This is a genomic window from Streptomyces sp. NPDC041784 (assembly GCF_055591025.1).
Map to the genome: position 1 here is coordinate 17,235 of NZ_JBVJAB010000053.1, position 13,915 is coordinate 31,149.

Sequence of the window (13,915 nt, forward strand, 5' to 3'; positions counted from 1 at the left end):
TGAAAGAGGCTCAGTGATGACAGCATCGGTGCCGTGCATGACGCCTTCCCCGTCGGCGGTCGGCACGGGGTGCCCGCCCTGAAACCGGACGAGGGCGGCAGCCGGCGAGCCCCTCCCTCGGGACCGCGTCCGTCCGAGGTAACCGACCTCGAACAGGGCACGCCGTGGTGATCGTGTGCCCGTCGCCAGGCCATCGTGGTGCGGCAAGCCGGTGGCGCTACGGATGGGATAGGCGGATGTCGGAATCGACCCAGGCCATGAGTCGGCGCAGACTGCTCATCACCGGTGGGGTGGTTGCGACCACCGTCGCTGCTTCGGGCGGGTCCAGTGCGCTGGCCAGGGGGGAAGCGGTGCTGCGGGGCTCGGGAAGCGGTGATGACGCCGGCCGGGCAAGGATTGACGTCCACCACCATTTCACCGCTCCGGCATGGGTTGACTGGGCCGAAAGTGAGGGCCTGGTGCGGCAGCAGGAGCTGCCGTGGTGGGCGCGCTGGGATCTGGACTCCACTCTGGCGCTGATGGACCGGGTGGGAATCGCAACCGCGGTCCTCAACCCCACCATGCAGGACCGGTACCGCTCCGCGGCGCAGGCCAGGGAAGGTCTCACCATCGTCTTCGAGGCGCTGACCGACTTGGTGGCCATACACCCAGACCGTTTCGCCGTCCTCGGCCCTGCTGTCCTGGACCATCCCGAAGTGACCACGTGGGCTCTCCAACGCGCCTTCGACGAGCTCGGTGCCGTTGGGGTCAGCGTGAAAGCCAACTACAACAGTATCTACCTCGGTGATCCCTCGTACGACCGCTTCCTCGCAGAACTCGACGAACGCGCCGCGGTCCTTTTCACCCACCCGCTCGACCTCCCGGGCGGACCACCCGGCGTGCCCACCGTCCCCGGAATTCCGAACTTCATGTGCGATTTTCTGCTGGACACCACGCGTGCCGCTGTGAACCTGATCCGTACCAGGGCACTCGACCGCTACCCGCACCTGTCAGTCGTCCTGCCCCACGCCGGTGGGTTCCTCCCTCAGATCGCCACCCGTATGGCGGCCTTCGGCCACTTCTGCACCCCACCCCTCGATGCTGCCCGGGTACAGGACCATCTCCGTCGCTTCTACTACGACACGGCGGGCCCGCTGGCCCCCTCGGGCACTCTGGTGGCCACCGCCGGTGCCGACCGGATCCTCTTCGGCACCGACTGGCCGGCCGCCTCCGCCGACATCATCACCGACTTCACGGTGCCGGCCATCGAAACCGACCCCGTCCTCACCGACCGCCAACGTCGCGGCATCAACCGCGACAACGCCCTCCGCCTCATGCCCGCGCTGAGGCGCGCGCATAGCAGCTAGTGAGCTGGTCCGGAGATGCGTGAGCAGTAGCGGCAGATGCGGTCGATGATCTGGTCGGCGGTCTTGGTCCACTCAAGGCCGCCCAGGCCCGTTGGCGGGCCGTCAACGGGGCGCGGGGCCCATCTTGTCCCGCTCGTCCGAGCCGGAGCACGCTTCGAACGCGGCCTGTTGGTCGAACGTGGTGAGGCGATCGCAACGTGATCAGCGGATTTCCAGCCTCCGATCACGAGTGCTTCAGATCAGACGGCGATCGTTCGGTTGGGTGATCTTTTGAGATGACCGCAGAAGCGCTGGTGATCTTGCAGGCGGCCACCACTGAAAGGATCGAGCACCCGGCGGACCACTGCTGGCGGAGACGAGATCAGCAGACACCCCGACGTGCCTGGCGGACTCCAGTCGACACGCTCTTCTCGCACTGGAGCGTTAGATCACATCTCCCATTGGTCGGTCCGCCAGGGGATCTCCTGAAGAACATCCTCAGGAGTCGGCACTGCGTCGGGGTAGAGCCGGCGGATCTCCCTGATTACCGAGGTGTCGGCGGTGCAGAAGTCCCAACTCGTGCTGTCGAACTCCCGCAGCACCACCCTCAGTTCATCGCCTGCATACCCCGCGAAGTCCCCGTCAACAAACTGTAGGTCCGGTGCTACCAGGGCCAGTAGCTCCAGGGTGCCGATTCCGGTGCCGGAGCAAGCCTTACCGATCTCGGCGCACAGTTGGGAGTCGTAGATCCGCACCTTCCAGGTGAGACCGAGGCCAAAACTTCCAAGACGCACCAGGAGTTCCGCCAGGGCGACGTAGTGCCGACTGGATGCGCGGTCTTGCCCAGGGGGACAATCACGCCAGGCCGCGAACGTGACCGACTGCATGACACCGGAGGTCCTGGCCATCGGTGCGGGCTCCGCTCACTTGCGAGGATCGCCGGTGCTCTCACAGCATGGCCTTCCCCCACCGCACCTGCAGGTCATTTTGAAACGTTCACCACGCGAGCGTTTTGTCCTACCAGGGGTGCTTCTTGATACTTCGGGTCGCGGACCGGTTCGGGCTGGCTGAGGTAGTGGGTGTCTGTTGTGGCAGGTGAGGCGGGTGAGGCGGGTGAGGCGGGTGACGGATTTCGAGGGTCCGTTTCGGCCCCTTCGCTCCTGCCTGATCCCAACACACCACCGGTCACGCCTGGACATCGGCCGGCCGCCCGAGCACGACCTGCGCCGGATCACGGACCCCATCCTTTATGTCGACCGGACCGGAATCCCGTGGAGATACCTGTTGCACGACTTCGCCCCGTGCCGGCTCGGGGTTGCGAAGCCAACCGAGATCCAGGTGACCCTGTTGCCGCAGTCGGCGGTGGACCGCGGGCACCGCGGTGACGCGCCCGGATCGCGGCGCTTCGAAGGTGTTCACCATCGGCGACGTCCGCGATGCCACAGACAGGACCGGCGGCGTGGCAGGCTCGGCAGTCTCCTCTGTGCCAGAGGCCATACCAGCCAAAGAGCGGAACCACAACCTGACAGGTACCAGGAGGCAGCCGACCGTGCGGCTCGTACTCTCTCGGTCGACAGAGCCCTCGGGAACAGGGAGATTTCAGATGCGAACTCGTATGCCGGGCCGCCTTCTTGGAGGTCTGCTCGCCGCCGGCCTCGTGATGGGTGTGGCAGGCGCGGGGCATGCCGCAACAGCTGATTCCGGCACGGCGGCGGCTGCCTCGGTTCACACGTCCGCAAGAGCGGCCAAAGCCGCCGCGTACCCCAAGGTGTACCTCAGCACGGTGGTCAATCAGTGGACGCACTGGACCCCCGACTACTACGACTCCACTCACGCGGGGTGGCTGTATGCGGGGTCGAACTACTTCTACTGCATCAAGGAGGGCGTCTACTACTCCGACAACGGGCGCCGGAGCCGCTACTGGCTTCTCACGGACGACGACAGCGGCAACCGCAACGTCTACGTCAGCGAGGTCTACCTAGACCAGTGGGGCTGGGACAACGTCTACAGCCTGCTCGACTACTGCTGACGCACCGCTACTCCCGGTCACACACGGTCCCCGAAGCCCGGCGCTCCCACCCACGCCGGCCGGAGACCCCGCCTGACGATGGGATCGTGCGCGGTTCCTACCAGTAGCTCTTGTCGTTCCACTCTTGAGAGCCTGTGTCCGTCGAACGGGAGTCTCGATTGGGTGGTCGCGGGGCTTTCGGCGGGTACGAGCAGGGCCTCCTGAACAGCTCGTTGGTGTCGAATCACCGAGCAACATCAGGAGGCCCTGGTGCCGCAGTGTTCCGTGTCGATGGGCGCGCAGTCGAGTTCCGTCACGCTGGAGTGTGGCTGTCTGGCTCACCGGTTCGGAAACGCCGCCGACAACGGGTTTCGGCAGTCGCGCTATCCGACGGACATGACCGACGCGGAGTGGGCGGCGGTCCGGCCGTTGCTGCCGGCGCCTGGCTGGTTGCACGGCCGGGGCGGGCAGCCGGAGGCGTACTGCCACTTGGCGATACTCAATGCGATCCGCTACCTCGTCGACAATGGCATCAAGTGGCGGGCGATGCCCGCCGACTTCCCGCCATGGGACCGGGTCTACGCGTTCTTTCGCCGCTGGCGTGACCACGGCCTGGTCAAGGAGTTCCACGACCGGCTGCGCGCCAGGGTCCGCGAGAAGCTGGGCCCCGACGTGGAGCCGACGGCCGGGGTGATCGACTCGCAGTCTGTCAAAGCGGACGCCGTCGTCGGCTCCGACAGCCGCGGCTTCGACGGCGGCAAGCTGATCAACGGGCGCAAGCGGCACATCGTGGTCGACACCCTCGGCCTGCTGCTGGGCGTGATGGTCACCGCCGCGGATGTCGGCGACCGCGCCGCCGCCAGGTGCTGCTGCAGCAAGTCGCCGTCACGCACCACCAGTTGGAGCTGGTCTGGGCGGACGGCGGCTACGTCGGCAGCCTCGTCGACTACATCCTCACCGTGCTCGCGCTGGTCCTGTCGATCGTCAAGCGCAGCGACGACATGCGCGGCTTCGTGGTTCCGCCCAAGCGGTGGATCGTCGAGCGCCTCTTCGCCCACCTGATGCGCACCCGCCGCCTGGCACGCGACTACGAACGCCGCACCACCAGCGCCGGGGCGTTGATCTACTGGTCGATGACCTTGCTCATGACCCGCCGCCTGGCCCGGCCACACCCTGCGCGAGCGTGAAGCGGCCCGGCTGCTGCTCGCCCAGCCAGCCCCGCGCGACCAGGCGTTTCGCCTTCGACCGCAGCGCTTCCACCCGCGCCGGCACCACGTCCAAGCCGAACGCCGCAGCCATCTCCTGGCAGGTCAACGGCCCTTGATGGAGCCGGCCCGGTTCGCGAGCGCCCCAAGGATGCGCTGGTCCACCGACAGCACCGATCAGGCCAGCCCCTCACGCCACACCGGCACCTGCGACTTCGACTTCGCCGCGGTCGGCGCTGACGATGTCTCCTCGGCCTGTCTCATGGCCGGCGCTGTCCCAGCGGCCGGGGCGTGGCTTTGCCCGGGCTCGGCCACGTGGGCCAGTACCTCGCCGACCCGCGAGCGGGCGATGGCCCGCTCCCTCCCTTCCCGCTCGGCCACAGCCAACTCGGCCTGAACGCAGTCGGCCTCTTCCCTCAGCCCATCCACGCGACGGCGGGCGGCGACCTCGCGCTGTTCCAACAAACCCACCACCGACGGCATCCACGACCTCCACCGCAGCGACGACACGACACGCCACCACTCCCGCGGGAGCGCCCGCCCTATGCCCGACCAGCAAAAACGCAGTCCTCAAGTCCGGAAAGACAACAGCTTCTAAGCCTTGAAAGGTGCGGCCGACCTGGCGGCCAGCTCGATCTTCGCGCAGTAGGCTGCACGGGCTTCCTCGTCGATCTGCTTCTCGTGTTCGGCGCGCAACCCGGTCCGGCCGTCGAGGCCCTCGCGCAGGATATCGGCGTGCCCGGCATGCCGGATGGACTCGCCGAGGACATGGACCATGATGGCGAACAGGTTCGTGTCGGCATAAGGCTCCGGCCACCACGGCACGTGGCCGGGGGCGTCGAGGGGAAGCTCGTTGATCGTCGCGTCCGAGTGTTCCCACGTGCGCCGGTAGAACGCGATGATCTGATCGCGGGTCTCGTCCTCGGTCGCCCACAGGTCGTTGCCGTTGGAGTCCTGCCACCGGGGCAGCGGTTCCGGGGAAGGGCGGTCGAAGACCTCGCCGAAGTACCTGGCCTCGACGGTGGCCACGTGTTTGACCAGGCCGAGGAGGTTGGTCCCGGTCGCTGTCAAAGGTCGGCGGGCGTCGTATTCGGACAAGCCGTCGAGTTTCCAGAGCAGCGCCTTGCGGTCCCGCCGCAGTCTCCCGTGCAGGCTGTCTTTCGCGAATTCATCGATCATGCGGCATGAGCCTGCCATGGGCTGCTCGTGGTCTCAAGATCCCGTACGTGGTCCGCAACGACTGGCAGAGCCGAGGCCTGGCCATGGCCGCCGCCCTGACCTGCTACCGGTAGTTCGTTAAGTCCGGCGGTGGTGTGGGTTGACGGTAGGTCGGGCTGGTCGTAGGCCGGTGGTAGAAGTCAACTGCCTGGCTGGGGGCCGAAGATGACTGCTCGCCGTCCGTGTCCGCCCGCGCCGGGGCCGTTGGAGGAGGAGGAGGAGTACGCGGCCCAGTTCGACGACCTGTTCTTCAGCCTGGCCCAGCGGCGGGACCGACTCCGTCGCCGGTACCTTCACCGCCCGCTACCACCCCGACGGCGACCTCACCACCCAGACCCTGCCTCCGCGCACGACAACGACGTCGGCACCGCCCTGCTCGACTTGGCGGCCGAGCAGTGCGGGAACCGTCTGGAGAAGACCTTGTGGACCAACCAGGGCTTCAAAAACGAAGTCATCATCCACGGTGCCCTGTTGGATATCAGCGTTCGAGATCGTCCGTCGCAACCCGGCTGATCAGGGCAAAGTTCGTCCCGCAGCCGAAACGGTGGGTGGTCGAGGAGGTCAACGGTACGTTGATGCTGGACCGGCGCCCAGCCCGCAAGTACGACCACCGGCCCGACAACTCCGCCTCGCTCGTCTGTTGGGCCTCCACCGCGAACATGGCCCGCCGCCTCACCACGCCCACCCCGGCCTGGCGCGACGCCCTCCCGGCGGCCGCGTGACCCTCACCGAGTTCCTGACCGATCTCCAAGCCCGCTACGACGAAGCCGTGGCCAGCGCCAATGAACTCCGCAGCCACATCGAGCACTTGACCACCGTGCTCGCCGAGACCGAGCGCGTATCGCGGAGCTGGCCACCACCCGGAAGAGGAATCCAGAGTCCGTGAACTGCACGAACTCATGGGCATACCCACCGAGGACCCGGCCACGAACGTCACCCGCAGCCGCCTCGGACGCCTCACCCGACAAGGCTTCCTCACCCAATCCGGACGAAGCCGCTACCAGAAACAAACTTAACGCCCTCTCAAGGACGACCTTCTCGTCGTCGCATAGGCCCTCGCCGAATTCCACCGCCGCTTCCCCTTGCAGGCACCCCCGCGAGACACCAGCCGGACGTGGCTCAGCACGACCGTCACGGCCACAGCCAGACATATCGAAGCGCTTCTGAACCCTCCGAGAGTTCACCGCCCAGCGAGCCCGGCGGGCCCGAGTTCTCAGCTGATCAGCCAGTCCCCGAACAAGTGGGAGACCATCGGCCGGGGCCAATCAGAACCCTTGGTTGACCTTCACCTTGGGGGAGCCCACAGCATCAGTGGGGTCGGGCGACGTGCTCGGCATGAGGAGGAACAAGCATGGGGTTGCTGACCATCGGGGCGTTCGCGAAGGCGTCCCGGCTGTCACCGAAGGCATTGCGTCTTTACGACGAGCTCGGCCTGCTGCCCCCCGCTCGCGTCGACCCGGTGACCGGATACCGCCTCTACGCACCGGAACAACTGGACCAGGCCCGACTGGTCGCCTGGCTCCGACGCCTGGGGATGCCCCTCGCCCGCATCCAGCACGTCCGCACGCTGAATGCAGTCGCGGCAGCCCAGGAGGTCCGCGCGTTCTGGGCCCAGGTCGAGGCCGACACCGCCGCACGACGGGACCTGGCCACCTTCCTCATCGACCACCTCTCCCGGAAGGACCCCGCCATGTCCCCGACCGCCAACCCCCTGCAAATCCGTTACGCCGCTCTTTCCGACACGGGCCTTGTCCGCGAGAGCAATCAGGACACCGCCTACGCCGGCCCCCGCCTGCTCGCCGTCGCCGACGGCTGCGGCAGCCAAGGAGCCCCCGCCAGCGCAGCCGCCATCGACGCGCTCAAGCACCTCGAAACCGACAGCGTCCCAGCCGGCAATCTCCTCAACGTCCTCGAAGACGTCATCGAACAGGCCAAGCAGGCCGTGCGCGACATCGCCGGGAACGGCTCTTCACCCGAATCCACCGGCACGACGCTCACCGCGATGCTCTGGACCGGATCACAGCTGGCCCTCGTCCACATCGGCGACTCCCGCGTCTACCTCCTGCGCGACGGAGAGCTGCTTCAGATCACTCACGACCACACCATGGTCCAGGCGATGGTCGACGAAGGACGCCTCAGCCCGGAAGAAGCCGCCTCCCACCCTCAGCGGTCACTGTTGGTCCGGGCCCTGGGCCAAGGAGCCCACACCACCCCCGACATGCGCCTCCACGACGCCCAGCGGGAAGACCGATATCTGCTCTGCTCCGACGGCCTGTCGACCGTCGTGCCGACCGAAGAAATCCGCCAGGTGCTCTCCGAGACCAGCGAGCCCGAGCAGTCCGTCCGCAAACTCATCGCCCTCGCCAACGGCTCCGGCGGCCCTGACAACGTCAGCTGCGTAGTCGCCGACGTCCTGGAGCTCCAGCAGTAGAGCAAGCGGCATGCACCTCACGTTGCACCAGATCCGCTCTCAAGAACTCATCCGCGAAGCCGACGAATACCGGCTCGCCCAACAAGCCAGGAAGGCCAGTCTCGGTGAACTACCAGGGCCTGAGGACGATCTTGCCGTGGGTGTGGCGGTTTTCGAGCTCGGTAGGCCTCGCGGACTTGCGTCAGCGGGTAGACGTTCGCGATCGGCACGTCGAGGTGTCCGTCGGCGATCAGGCCGGCAAGCTCGGCGAGCACCTTGGCGCCGCGCCCGGCCCGGCCGCCATCCCCCCGTCCGTCTTCACCCCGTGCTTCTCGGCGGCCGCGAGATCGGCGATGGTGTCGATCCGATCGGTCGCGACGCCGAGGGCGAGGGCCAGCTCGACGTACCCGTCGCAGAAGGTGTCGATGAAGGCGTCCACGCCGCTGGGCGCGGCGGCCCTGTGATGCGGTCCGCGAAGCCCTCGCCTGTGCACGCCAGATCTGTGAGACCGCCGACTGCGACATCCCGGTCGCCGAGGCCATCGACCTCGTCGACCAGTGGGGGGCGTCCTTCGGTGTCACCCCCAGCGTCTTCACGCCACCGGCGGGATCTTCGGTCCAGGACGACTCACACCAGACCCACGACTCCCGCCCGTCCTGGAGCATGCGCGGACGACATCGGCGGATGCGTCCCGGCACCGGCACCGGCACCGCCCGTGCCCGAGATCATCAAGGTTCCGATGGCCGAGGGCGGCGAGCACGTGTACGTGCTGGACAACGGTGGGGTGCTGGTTGGGCCTGCAGATGGTGCCCGCTCCCGGCGGCCCGCCCACTAGGGCGGGGTACCCGCGTCGGAGGGCTCTGACATCATGCGGCCGTGATCACTGCGTACGAGCACCTGCTGGCCGGCCTGGACGAAGTGGATTGGGCGAACCTGAACCACGCATACGGGACGGCCGACGACGTCCCCGGGCAACTGCGCGCTCTGTGCGGAGAGGACGAGCAGGCACAACGGAACGTCGTCACCAGCCTGTTCGATCATCTCGCGCACCAGGGCACCCGCTGTCAGGCATCTCCATACGCGGTGCCGTTCCTTGCGCGGATCGCTCTCGCCGGCCCGAGGTCGGCGCGTGAGCGCGCGTTGCAGCTCCTGACCGGCCTCGCGGTCAACTGGGACGAGGAGCGCGAGATCATCGACGGGGCCGACATCGCCGCTTGGCGCGCGGAGGCCGCCGAGAACTCCTCCGACAAGCTCCTCGCCCTGTACGAGGAGGCTCTGGCCACCGAGCAGGACGAGCAGCGACGCCGGTCACTGCGAGGCATCCGGGACTCGTTGGCGGACGGCAATCCGATCGACCTCCGCGACTCTTCGATGCGTTCGTACGACGCCGTCCTTGCCGAGCTTCCCGCCCTGCTCACCCTCCTCGACGATGAGAACCCCCGGGTCCGAACCCGGACTGCTTACCTCCTGGCCTGGTTTCCCGAACTGGCGGACACTACTCTGCCTCTCCTGCTCGACCTTGCCGCACACGAGCACGATGCCGTGGCCAAGGCCACCTCGCTCGTAGCCGTCGGTTTCCTCGGCACAACCGCTCTCGCGGGGACCCTCGCCGCCTATCTGGACGCCGAGGACAGCCTCGTACGATGGGCGGCCGCCACCGCCATCGCCCATACCGCCCGAAGCGCCGACGCGGAACTCGACGGCCCGTTGCTCGACCGGGCCGTCGCCGAACTCGCTGCCGCGGCCGTGGCCCCTGCGCCCGTACCCGCGACCGACTACAACCAGGGCGACTTTCACGGCCACACCGCCGATATTCTGCTCGCCCTCCCGCCTTCCCCCACGTCCCTCGCCGCAGTCGCCGCCTGCCTGCCGTCCATCAACGCGCCGCAAAGGACGTTCAAGGCGAAGGCGGTCCTGCCGGACCTGTTCCCCAGCCCCCTGCCCGATCCCCGCCCCCTGTATGCGAGCCTCCCCCGCCCCCAACAGTTGCTTCTGTATGCCCTCGCCGATCTCAGCGAGGGATGGTGGAACACGGCGGGTGACCTCGACAAGAGCCTGACCGCTTACGGACTTCCGGCCACTCACGCAGGGCTGCGCGCCTACATCGGGCTTCCCCTGAAAGGCACTGCGGGGCTTCAGCCGAACGATCGTCCCCGCAGGCTATAGGTGAGGCCCGGGGACACTGTCCCCTTCACCACCACGCCCTCCACGACACGACCCTCTGCACCGGCCTTCCCGTCCCTGCAACCAGACAGTGGGGCTCCCGTCCCGGCTCGGGGAAACCACGGGACGGGAGACCGTCAGCATCTTCCCCTGCGCGGGACCTGGGCGCTGGAACCCGTGGTGTGATCAAGAACCTGCTGTACCTCGCGCCCGAGCTCGCCCCCTCCGTCCTGCCCGTCGCCGCCTCTGCCACGGCTGCACCGGCCCGGCCTGCGCTCACGGACGCGCAACCGACCACCGAGGCGCTCGCGGTGACGACGCCTTCGGCTCCCGCGCCGCGTAGGGTGTGCCGTTGTTCCAGGCGCTGGAGTGGACCGGTGAAGCTCCCGAGAGGCCCCAAGACGGCTCCTACAACCGGGACCTGTTCAAGCACTGGAACAAGGGCCTCAACCCCACCGACGGGTGCGACACCCGCAGGGACGTGATCCTGTGCGAGGCGAAGCTCGCCCCGGAGATCGGGGCCGAGTCCGCGCTGTCGGGGGGCTGGTTCTCGGAGTACGACCATGCATAGGTGACCTCGGCAGCATACGTCGACGCCCGCGGACCTGTCCGAGCGAGAGGCCCTGACCCGCCTCGCAGAGGCCTGCCCAGACACGGCAGTCACCGGGTGTCGCGGCCCCCACCGGTGTGGATGCGGACGGTGGCGCGGCCGGCCAGGCGGTAGTCGTCGAAGGCGTAGGTGTGGCCGGACGGGGTCAATGAGGTTGGTCGGGTGCGTCTCCGTGGTATGCACTCTCGAAGTCACTGGCAGATGTAAGCCCCTCGATGAAGGACCGGAAGTTCGGGGCGAGGGCAAGTTCTGCTTTGAGTTCTGCGTCGAACCAGGTCATGGAGGGTTCCCCGTGTCGGCCGCAGGCTCGGTAGTCCAGCCCGATCCAGCAGGGCCCGTCACCCGAGACCAGCACGACCGCGGTGGGGAGCCCCCATTCCCGGACCAGGTATGGGCTGTCGAGCAGGGAGAGTGCTTCCTCGTGGCGGCCGATGCCCATGACAAGGTCGAACGGGACGTGGTCGGTGCTCCACGAGGTCGCCCGACTCGTAGGAAAGGCGTTCCAGCCGGCCGCGACCACGCCTCCGTTCTGATGGCGCAGTAGGTCAAGCAGGGAACTGGGGAGTGTGACGTTCAGCGAACACTCGGCCTCCGCAATCATCTGATCGGTCAGGGGTGGCTGCGCTCCTTGCTGGCTACTGGTGTCCCAGAGGGAGCGGCGAAGATCCTCAAAGCGTGCCATGACCGGAATCGTACGAGCTGTGAGTGGCGCTTCGCCGCGTGGCCTGGGACGGGCACCGCAGGTCGGGCGCGCAGTTGGGCGGGCGCGCAGAGAAGCATCGGCAGCGCAGCCCCTCCCCCATCGCCCTGGCTGCGCATCCAGTGTGCAGCCGAGTGCGCAGGGCAGGGCGGACAGCAAGCGTGGTCCCGTATCAGCATCGCGCGGTGCGGGCCCGGACGGCCCAGGAGCCGGCCCGAGCGGGTCGCCGCCGACAAGGGCGACTCGTCCACGAAGATCCGCGACTCCCTCCACCGACGAGACATCAGGGCCGTGATCCCGGAACGGATCGACCAGATCAACGACCGTATCCGGCGAGGCGAGAGCCGCTGCCGGCTCGACCGGGCGGCCCACCGGCGCCGCAACGTGCAGGATCAAGCCGAGGGCCCCGGCCTGATCCTGCATACCGCCCTGGCCGCCGCGTTTCCTGCTACGTCGCCTGCGGGCCGTCAAGTTCCCGCCGGGCGGCGAGAGCCCTCGCCAGTACCTTGGCCCGGTAGGGATTCGCGGCGCCGAGGGCCGTCGCCACCGCCACCGCCTCGTCCAAGAGGGCCAGCCGTTGCCCGGGCAGTTCCCGCACCAGCGGCGAGGCGCTGGCCTCCACCAGGACGTACGCCAGCTTCGACCCGTACACCTCCGGCTCGACCTGCGTCAGCAGGCGGTAGATCCACAGCCCTTCGACGCCGCGCACCACCCGCCGGTTGGCGCCGAGCAGCTTGACCCTCGCCCGCAGAACCATGTCCTGATCCATCGTTCCCCCTTCGTTCCCTCACCCCCCGGCCCGCCCCGTCACGCGACGAGACAGCACAGCGAACGCGCCGGCAGCCTGGAACGGATGCCGACACGGACGTCGGGGAGTGGATGACGACGAGTCTGCGGGCGGACCACCACCTGCGACAAGTCCGAACGGACGTGCGCTCCGTCCTACCGCAAACCGCCTCCGAACAGGCATGATGGATCTGACACTCACTGAGGCCCGATGCCGCGCCCCTGGGCGCGAGCAGCGGAATCCGCCATCGTGCGTGGCGCCGACGATGCGAATGCCAATGCGGGGAGTTCACTCGTCGGCGGAACGCGCCCAGGGAGGCACCCGGCTGCGTACCCGGCGCCGTGCGAAGCGACCGAGGGCACCCCGTCCTGGCCCGCCTGCCCGGGTTCCCCGTACGGGCCCCGGCGGGAGGCTGTCCGAGGAGGCATACGGCTGGGCACGGGAGCCGACCGATGCCGGGTGTATGAAGCACTGCCCGGTCGGCCTCGACGTGAACCTGGCGTCCGGCGCGGTCGCCGGCCTGGCGTCGCCGCCCGTGCACGTCACCGACCCGGTCTTCGGCGCAGCGGTGCCCGGCTCTCGGACGGTCGGTCTGTCCCACGGTTGCGATACGCAGCAGAGCCTCAGCACGGTCGAGGGAACCGGGCATTTTGCGGGCGATTCGTTCCGCTGGGATCTACCCGGCGGATCATGCGACTTTCCGACCGATCACTCGTTGGTTCGGTCATGGGTCGGGGGGATCTGACGAATCGCGAGTGGTCGCTTTGGGAGCCGCACCTGCCGCCTTCGGATGGCCGAGGAGGCCGGTGGAAAGACCACCGCACCGTACTCAACGGGATCCTGTTCCGGATCCGCACCGGTCTCCCGTAGCGGGACCCGCCGGAACGCTACGGCTCCTGGAAAACCGTCTACGAACGGCATCGCTGGCCGGCGGACGGCACCTGGCACCGGATCCCTCCTGCAGGGCCCACCAGCACGCGGCCGACGCCCGCGAGGCCAAGCCGCGGGTCGCGAAAAAGGACCAAACACGCCCTGGCACCACCGCCCCGACGAGGAACTCGGACGCTCGCGGGGGGGGCCTGACCTGCAAGATCCACCTCGACGACGCGGGCGGGCCCCGTGGCCCTCCTGCTCACGCCGGGCCAGTGGGGCGCGACGCCCCGCAGATGATCGAGGTCCTGGACCGGATCCGGGTTCCCCGACCACTGGGCGGACCGCCCCGGACCCGGCCCGACCACTCAGCGGCGACAAGGCCTACAACTTCCGCCGCAACCGCAAGAACCCCAGCGCAGTCGCAACCCGTTACGACAAAATGGGCGGCCTACGTCTTCCACGGCACCGTCACACAGCAGCGATCCGCCTATGGTTCCACCCTTGATCTGCCGGCCAGAGCCCTAGTAGGACTCCGTTAGGTCGCTCTGGCTCTTGGGTTCTGGCTGGTGGTGGATGTTCTGGGCAGGGGGCGGTGGCAGGTGGTGCAGGTGCCGGT

Annotated in this window: 14 protein-coding genes and 7 pseudogenes; 14 read left to right on the plus strand and 7 right to left on the minus strand. The window is 68.0% G+C overall.

What is annotated here, in order from left to right:
- The first annotated feature begins 236 nt into the window (after positions 1-236).
- The gene (locus tag ACZ6D7_RS45235) at positions 237-1,346 is read left to right on the plus strand and encodes an amidohydrolase family protein (RefSeq protein WP_469504272.1); all 1,110 of its coding nucleotides are present in this window, start codon (positions 237-239) and stop codon (positions 1,344-1,346) included.
- A 428-nt stretch (positions 1,347-1,774) separates the two neighbouring features.
- On the opposite strand, the gene ACZ6D7_RS45240 is transcribed toward ACZ6D7_RS45235, so the two are convergent.
- Positions 1,775-2,233 (minus strand): hypothetical protein, encoded by a 459-nt coding sequence (locus ACZ6D7_RS45240; protein WP_469504275.1) that lies wholly within the window; start codon positions 2,231-2,233, stop codon positions 1,775-1,777.
- 256 nt (positions 2,234-2,489) lie between these two features.
- Here ACZ6D7_RS45240 and ACZ6D7_RS45245 point away from each other — a divergent pair.
- The 4 genes and pseudogenes from ACZ6D7_RS45245 to ACZ6D7_RS45260 all read left to right on the plus strand — a co-directional run.
- Positions 2,490-2,627 (plus strand): annotated as a pseudogene (locus ACZ6D7_RS45245) (transposase); the annotation flags it as partial.
- A gap of 301 nt (positions 2,628-2,928) precedes the next feature.
- Positions 2,929-3,354: a hypothetical protein gene (locus ACZ6D7_RS45250; RefSeq protein WP_469504301.1), complete on the plus strand. Its 426-nt coding sequence runs from the start codon at positions 2,929-2,931 to the stop codon at positions 3,352-3,354.
- Positions 3,355-3,729: 375 nt separating this feature from the next.
- Positions 3,730-4,158, plus strand: a pseudogene (locus tag ACZ6D7_RS45255) (transposase); the annotation flags it as partial.
- A 38-nt stretch (positions 4,159-4,196) separates the two neighbouring features.
- Positions 4,197-4,520, plus strand: a complete 324-nt coding sequence (locus tag ACZ6D7_RS45260) for a transposase (RefSeq protein ID WP_469504278.1) — start codon at positions 4,197-4,199, stop codon at positions 4,518-4,520.
- Here ACZ6D7_RS45260 and ACZ6D7_RS45265 read toward each other — a convergent pair.
- Positions 4,477-5,021: pseudogene (locus tag ACZ6D7_RS45265) on the minus strand (hypothetical protein). The gene ACZ6D7_RS45260 and the pseudogene ACZ6D7_RS45265 overlap by 44 nt on opposite strands.
- Before the next feature lie 111 nt (positions 5,022-5,132).
- Entirely contained in the window at positions 5,133-5,717 is a 585-nt protein-coding gene (locus ACZ6D7_RS45270) for a DinB family protein (RefSeq protein WP_469504281.1), read from the minus strand.
- A gap of 204 nt (positions 5,718-5,921) precedes the next feature.
- Here ACZ6D7_RS45270 and ACZ6D7_RS45275 point away from each other — a divergent pair.
- The 4 genes and pseudogenes from ACZ6D7_RS45275 to ACZ6D7_RS45290 form a co-directional block, all read left to right on the plus strand.
- Positions 5,922-6,077 (plus strand): annotated as a pseudogene (locus tag ACZ6D7_RS45275) (IS701 family transposase); the annotation flags it as partial.
- Positions 6,078-6,331: 254 nt separating this feature from the next.
- Positions 6,332-6,478 (plus strand): hypothetical protein, encoded by a 147-nt coding sequence (locus ACZ6D7_RS45280; protein ID WP_469504283.1) that lies wholly within the window; start codon positions 6,332-6,334, stop codon positions 6,476-6,478.
- On the plus strand, positions 6,475-6,642 hold the full coding sequence (locus ACZ6D7_RS45285; RefSeq protein WP_469504286.1) for a hypothetical protein: 168 nt from the start codon (positions 6,475-6,477) through the stop codon (positions 6,640-6,642). The genes ACZ6D7_RS45280 and ACZ6D7_RS45285 overlap by 4 nt, the downstream gene beginning before the upstream one ends.
- A gap of 465 nt (positions 6,643-7,107) precedes the next feature.
- Positions 7,108-8,187, plus strand: a complete 1,080-nt coding sequence (locus ACZ6D7_RS45290) for a MerR family transcriptional regulator (protein WP_469504288.1) — start codon at positions 7,108-7,110, stop codon at positions 8,185-8,187.
- Between the two features lie 47 nt (positions 8,188-8,234).
- On the opposite strand, the gene ACZ6D7_RS45295 is transcribed toward ACZ6D7_RS45290, so the two are convergent.
- Positions 8,235-8,666 carry a zinc-binding dehydrogenase gene (locus ACZ6D7_RS45295; RefSeq protein WP_469504299.1) on the minus strand — a complete coding sequence of 144 codons (432 nt, stop codon included), beginning with the start codon at positions 8,664-8,666 and terminating at the stop codon, positions 8,235-8,237.
- Between the two features lie 376 nt (positions 8,667-9,042).
- On the opposite strand from ACZ6D7_RS45295, the gene ACZ6D7_RS45300 reads away from it, so the two are divergent.
- Positions 9,043-10,332: a hypothetical protein gene (locus ACZ6D7_RS45300; protein ID WP_469504290.1), complete on the plus strand. Its 1,290-nt coding sequence runs from the start codon at positions 9,043-9,045 to the stop codon at positions 10,330-10,332.
- Positions 10,333-10,681: 349 nt separating this feature from the next.
- Positions 10,682-10,900 carry a hypothetical protein gene (locus ACZ6D7_RS45305; RefSeq protein ID WP_469504292.1) on the plus strand — a complete coding sequence of 73 codons (219 nt, stop codon included), beginning with the start codon at positions 10,682-10,684 and terminating at the stop codon, positions 10,898-10,900.
- A gap of 92 nt (positions 10,901-10,992) precedes the next feature.
- Here the strand turns inward: ACZ6D7_RS45305 and ACZ6D7_RS45310 are convergent.
- Both ACZ6D7_RS45310 and ACZ6D7_RS45315 read right to left on the minus strand, forming a co-directional pair.
- Positions 10,993-11,076: pseudogene (locus tag ACZ6D7_RS45310) on the minus strand (lamin tail domain-containing protein); the annotation flags it as partial.
- A gap of 8 nt (positions 11,077-11,084) precedes the next feature.
- On the minus strand, positions 11,085-11,621 hold the full coding sequence (locus ACZ6D7_RS45315) for an SMI1/KNR4 family protein (RefSeq protein WP_469504294.1): 537 nt from the start codon (positions 11,619-11,621) through the stop codon (positions 11,085-11,087).
- Positions 11,622-11,792: 171 nt separating this feature from the next.
- Here ACZ6D7_RS45315 and ACZ6D7_RS45320 point away from each other — a divergent pair.
- Positions 11,793-12,035, plus strand: a pseudogene (locus tag ACZ6D7_RS45320) (IS5/IS1182 family transposase); the annotation flags it as partial.
- 52 nt (positions 12,036-12,087) lie between these two features.
- Here ACZ6D7_RS45320 and ACZ6D7_RS45325 read toward each other — a convergent pair.
- Entirely contained in the window at positions 12,088-12,408 is a 321-nt protein-coding gene (locus ACZ6D7_RS45325; RefSeq protein WP_469504296.1) for a hypothetical protein, read from the minus strand.
- A gap of 481 nt (positions 12,409-12,889) precedes the next feature.
- Here ACZ6D7_RS45325 and ACZ6D7_RS45330 point away from each other — a divergent pair, with 481 nt between their 5' ends.
- Together ACZ6D7_RS45330 and ACZ6D7_RS45335 are read left to right on the plus strand one after the other, a co-directional pair.
- Positions 12,890-13,171, plus strand: a complete 282-nt coding sequence (locus ACZ6D7_RS45330) for a hypothetical protein (protein ID WP_469504304.1) — start codon at positions 12,890-12,892, stop codon at positions 13,169-13,171.
- Positions 13,153-13,804 (plus strand): annotated as a pseudogene (locus ACZ6D7_RS45335) (IS5 family transposase). The gene ACZ6D7_RS45330 and the pseudogene ACZ6D7_RS45335 overlap by 19 nt, the downstream one beginning before the upstream one ends.
- Positions 13,805-13,915 lie beyond the last annotated feature (111 nt).

Bases quoted from the DNA above. Each gene is read 5' to 3' on its own strand.
- ACZ6D7_RS45250 (WP_469504301.1), top strand. From the start codon at position 2,929: ATGCGAACTCGTATGCCGGGCCGCCTTCTTGGAGGTCTGCTCGCCGCC.
- ACZ6D7_RS45280 (WP_469504283.1), top strand. From the start codon at position 6,332: ATGCTGGACCGGCGCCCAGCCCGCAAGTACGACCACCGGCCCGACAAC.
- ACZ6D7_RS45290 (WP_469504288.1), top strand. From the start codon at position 7,108: ATGGGGTTGCTGACCATCGGGGCGTTCGCGAAGGCGTCCCGGCTGTCA.
- ACZ6D7_RS45240 (WP_469504275.1), bottom strand. From the start codon at position 2,233: ATGGCCAGGACCTCCGGTGTCATGCAGTCGGTCACGTTCGCGGCCTGG.
- ACZ6D7_RS45315 (WP_469504294.1), bottom strand. From the start codon at position 11,621: ATGGCACGCTTTGAGGATCTTCGCCGCTCCCTCTGGGACACCAGTAGC.
- ACZ6D7_RS45330 (WP_469504304.1), top strand. From the start codon at position 12,890: ATGAAGCACTGCCCGGTCGGCCTCGACGTGAACCTGGCGTCCGGCGCG.
- ACZ6D7_RS45235 (WP_469504272.1), top strand. From the start codon at position 237: ATGTCGGAATCGACCCAGGCCATGAGTCGGCGCAGACTGCTCATCACC.
- ACZ6D7_RS45270 (WP_469504281.1), bottom strand. From the start codon at position 5,717: ATGATCGATGAATTCGCGAAAGACAGCCTGCACGGGAGACTGCGGCGG.
- ACZ6D7_RS45325 (WP_469504296.1), bottom strand. From the start codon at position 12,408: ATGGATCAGGACATGGTTCTGCGGGCGAGGGTCAAGCTGCTCGGCGCC.